The sequence below is a fragment of the Streptomyces chilikensis genome (assembly GCF_001642695.1).
Classification (GTDB): Bacteria; Actinomycetota; Actinomycetes; order Streptomycetales; family Streptomycetaceae; genus Streptomyces; species Streptomyces chilikensis.
This window is the reverse complement of record NZ_LWCC02000105.1, coordinates 1-3,835: the sequence shown is the minus strand read 5'-3', so window position 1 is coordinate 3,835 and position 3,835 is coordinate 1. Positions and strand designations below refer to the sequence as shown.

Below are 3,835 nucleotides of genomic sequence, written 5' to 3'. Positions count from 1 at the left end.
CGGCGGGCAGCCCGGCTCACGGCCCGCACGCACCCGCGCGGCCTCCAGGAGCTTGGCCGCCACCGTGCCCGGCGTCCCGCCCGCACGGTGCAGCAGCCCGGCCGCGGTCACCTGCAGCCGTGCCCGCCCGCCCGCCGGAACGGCGCCCAGCACGGCGCTCTCCGCCGAGGGGTGCCGGAAGGCGGCGCCGTCCAGCACACCCGCCGAGGACAGCGTGGCCAGCACCCGCTCGACCGTCCCCACCGGCAGCGACACCAGCTCCGCCACCAGGGGGGCCGACGCCTCCCGGCCCAGCACGGCCACCCCCTGGGCGACCGTCAGCAGCACCGGGTCCCAGCGGTACAGGCAGTTGAGCACCGCCTGCGCGAAGGCCGGCCCGGCCGCCGGCGTCCCGTCCGTGAAGCACGGCGGGCCGTCCGGCCCCCCGGACCCCGCGCCGGAGCCGCCCGGCCCCGAGGCCGCCAGGTCGTCCAGCAGCGCCGCCACCAGCAGGGGGTTCCCCCCGGTCAGCCGCAGTACCTCGGCGACGTGCGCCCGCGGCGCCCGGTCGTCCGGCCGCGACGCCATCAGGCCGAGCACACCGGCCTCGTCCATCGGCCGCAGCCGGATCCGGCGGTGCGGGTACTGCGTGATCCCGGCGTGGAACGGCGTCATGTCGGGCTGCGCCCAGCTCCACTCCGACAGGACGACCATGACGTGCGCGGAGGCGATCCGCTGCCGCAGATGAAGGAGCAGCCGCAGCGTGAAGGCGTCCGCGAACTGCACGTCGTCGACCAGCACCACCAGCGGGCGGTCGGGCCGGGCCAGCGCCAGCAGCTCCAGGCACAACTCGTGCACGACGCCGGCCTCGTCGGCGCCGTCCGGCGGACCGGCCAGCAGCCGCGACGCGCGCGCCGCCACCTCCGGCGGCAGGTCGGTGCTCCGGAACAGCTGGTCGGCGACCCCCACGGGGAAGGCGGCGCCGTCGCGCGACCCGGTCGCCAGCAGCCGCAGCGCCCCGGCCTCCTTCGCGCGCCGGGCGAACGCGTGCAGCAGCCGCGTCTTGCCCCCCGCCAGACCGGCCGACACCAGGGCGAGCTGGCCGGTCCCGGCAGCGCACTCGCCGAGCTGCCGGACCAGGTCGTCCAGGGCTTCCCCGCAATCGCCTTCCACAGCAACCCCCTGAGCATCGGCCGAACCGGTGGCCGTAGGGGGTGTCCGTCGGACACCCGACACCCCGTGGCCCCTACCAGGGTTCCGCCGCCGGCTACAGGGCGGGTCGAGCCCCGATGGAACAGGGGTCCGCCCCCCAGGGGAGCGGCCGGAGCCGCCCCCTACCGCCCCGGCCCACGCCCGGGGGACCCGGAGCGGCGGCGACGGCCGGCCGCGGTCCGCCGGTGCGTCCCGCGGCCCCGTCCGTCACCTCCGTCACCGCCCCAGCTCACGGTCGAGGAACCCGAGCAGTTCGTCGTCGGACGCCGACTGCAACTGCCCCAGCACCCCGCCCGGCGACGCGGGCCCGTCCTCCGGCGCCCGGCCCTGCCACTCCGGCGCCTGCCGGTCCTGGCCCCCGTGTTCCTGGCCCTGCCACTTCGCGAGGAACGCCTGCAGCCGCACCGCCACCCGGGTACGGGTCAGCGCGTCCGGCCCGGACGCCCCCGCTCCCAGGGACGCCTCCAGCAGGTCCAGCTCCCGCAGCAGCGACTCCCCGCTCGCCGTGGCGTCCCGGAAGAGCTCCTGCCGCAGCACCCGGGCGCCCGCCGCCGCGTTGGGGTGGTCGAAGACGAAGCCCGTCGCCAGCCGCAGTCCCGTCGACCGGGTGAGCCGGTTGCGCAGGTCCACCGCCATCAGCGAGTCGAAGCCCATCTCCCGGAAGGCCCGGTCCGGCTCCACCTCGGCCGGCGTGGCGAGGCCGAGCACCGCGGCCGCGTGCTGACGGATCAGCTCCAGCAACCGCGCCTCCTGCTCCTCCTCCGACAGCGCCGCGAGCCGCTCCCGCAGTTCGGCCGACACATCGGCGTCGTCCGCCCCGTCCGCCCCGTCCGCGGTGGTCAGGGCCCGGGTGGCCTGCGGCAGGTCGGCCAGCAGCGGACTCGGCCGCAGCGCCGTGAACGCGGGAACGAAGCGCTCCCAGTCCACGTCGGCGAGGGTCAGCGCCGCGGCCTCCCCGGCAGCCGCCCGCGCCAGCGCGGACAGCGCCTGCTCCGGATCCAGGGGGGACAGCCCGCGCCTGCGCAGCTCCCCGGCGCCGTCGTCCACGACCTCACCGGACCACGGGCCCCACGCCACCGACGTGGCGACCTGGCCCCGGGCCCGCCGCAGCCGGGCCAACGCGTCGAGGTACGCGGACCCCGCCGCCAGGGCGCCCTGGCCTCCGCCGCCCCACACCCCGGCGACCGACGAAAACAGCACGAACGCGTCCAGCTCGGCGTCCGCGAACACCGCGTCCAGATTCGCCGCGCCCCTCACCCGGCCGCGCAGCACCGCGTCCGGCTCCACACCGTCCGGGCCGGCGTCCGCGCCGCCGCCCGGGAGGTGCAGCACGGCCCGCACCGGAGCCCCGTCCGCCGCCAGCTCGGCCGCGAGCGCGGCGAGCTCCTCCCGCTCGGCGACGTCGACGGCCCTCACGACCGCGCGCTCGCCGAGCCGCGCCAGCGCGCCGGCGTCGACGGCGCCGCCCGCGGGCGCCAGCAGCACCACCCGCTCCGCCTCCGTGCCGGCCAGCCACTCCACGACGGCCGCGGCGGCCGGCGAGGTGCCGTCGCTGACCAGCACGGTGCCCCGCGGCTCCCAGGCCCCGTCACCCGCGGGGGCGGGTGCCTGCACCAGCCGGGCGGCGTGGACACCGGCGGCACGGACCGCGGTCTGGTCCTCACCACCGGCCGAGCCGAGGACGGCGGCGACGTGGTCCCACGCACGGGAGTCGAGGTCCTCGGGGAGGTCGACGAGACCGCCCCACCGCTTCGGCTCCTCCAGCGCGACGACCCGGCCCGCCCCCCACACCTGCGCCTGCGCGGCACTGCGCACCGGGTCGGTGTGCGTGGTGGACACGGCGCCCCGGGTCAGGCACCACACCGGCGCCGCCACACCGGCCTCCGCCAGGCGGCGCAGGAGAGCGAGCGTCGCCGCGAGACCGGGCGCGACCCCGGCGCCGTCCCGGTGGACGTCGTCGTCGTGGTCGGGCAGGGCCAGGAGGGAGAGGACACCGGCCGCTCCCGTGTACGCGGACAGGTCGCTGTCGGCACTGACGTGCACCACCTCGGCGCCGGAGCTCTTCAGCCCCTGGGCGGCCCAGTCGGCGACGTCCGCGTCCAGCGCCTCGGGCACGGCCAGCAGCCAGACGCCGTCGAGGGCCGCGGGACCGGTGAGACGGACGGGCTTCCAGGCGACCTGGTAACGCCGGCCGTCGAGGGCGGACAGCTGCCGCTGCCGGTCCCTCCAGGACGACAGCACGGGCAGCGCGTCCTTCAGGGGGAGGTCGCCGCTGAGCTCGAACGCGGAGAGGTCCTCCCGTTCCACCGCCGCCCAGAACGCGTCGTCCGGACCCTGGACCTGTGCCGCACCCGGGTGCGCACCGGCGGCGGGGGGCTTGGGCCAGTAGTGCTGGTGCTGGAAGGCGTAGGTGGGCAGGCCGACGCGTCGGGCGTTGGTGTTGGCGTAGTAGGCCGTCCAGTCGACGGCGGTGCCGTGCGTGTGGAGTTCGGCCAGGGCGGTGACGACCGCGTCCGCTTCCGGGCGGTTCTTGCGCAGGGCCGGGACGAACGCGGCCTCGGTGGTCGCCTCCTGGGCCATGGCGGACAGGACGCCGCCGGGGCCGAGCTCCAGGTAGGTGGTCACCCCTTGCGTCTCGAGGTGG

At 77.6% G+C, this 3,835-nt stretch carries 2 protein-coding genes; both read right to left on the bottom strand.

Going from position 1 to position 3,835, the window contains the following annotated elements; all coding sequences use genetic code 11:
• Positions 1-1,152 (bottom strand): AAA family ATPase (locus A2U95_RS24525; protein ID WP_166026847.1); only part of this gene is annotated, 1,152 nt, incomplete at its 3' end.
• 255 nt (positions 1,153-1,407) lie between these two features.
• The coding region (locus A2U95_RS33435; RefSeq protein WP_206283050.1) for a KR domain-containing protein at positions 1,408-3,835 on the bottom strand (2,428 nt) is incomplete at its 5' end.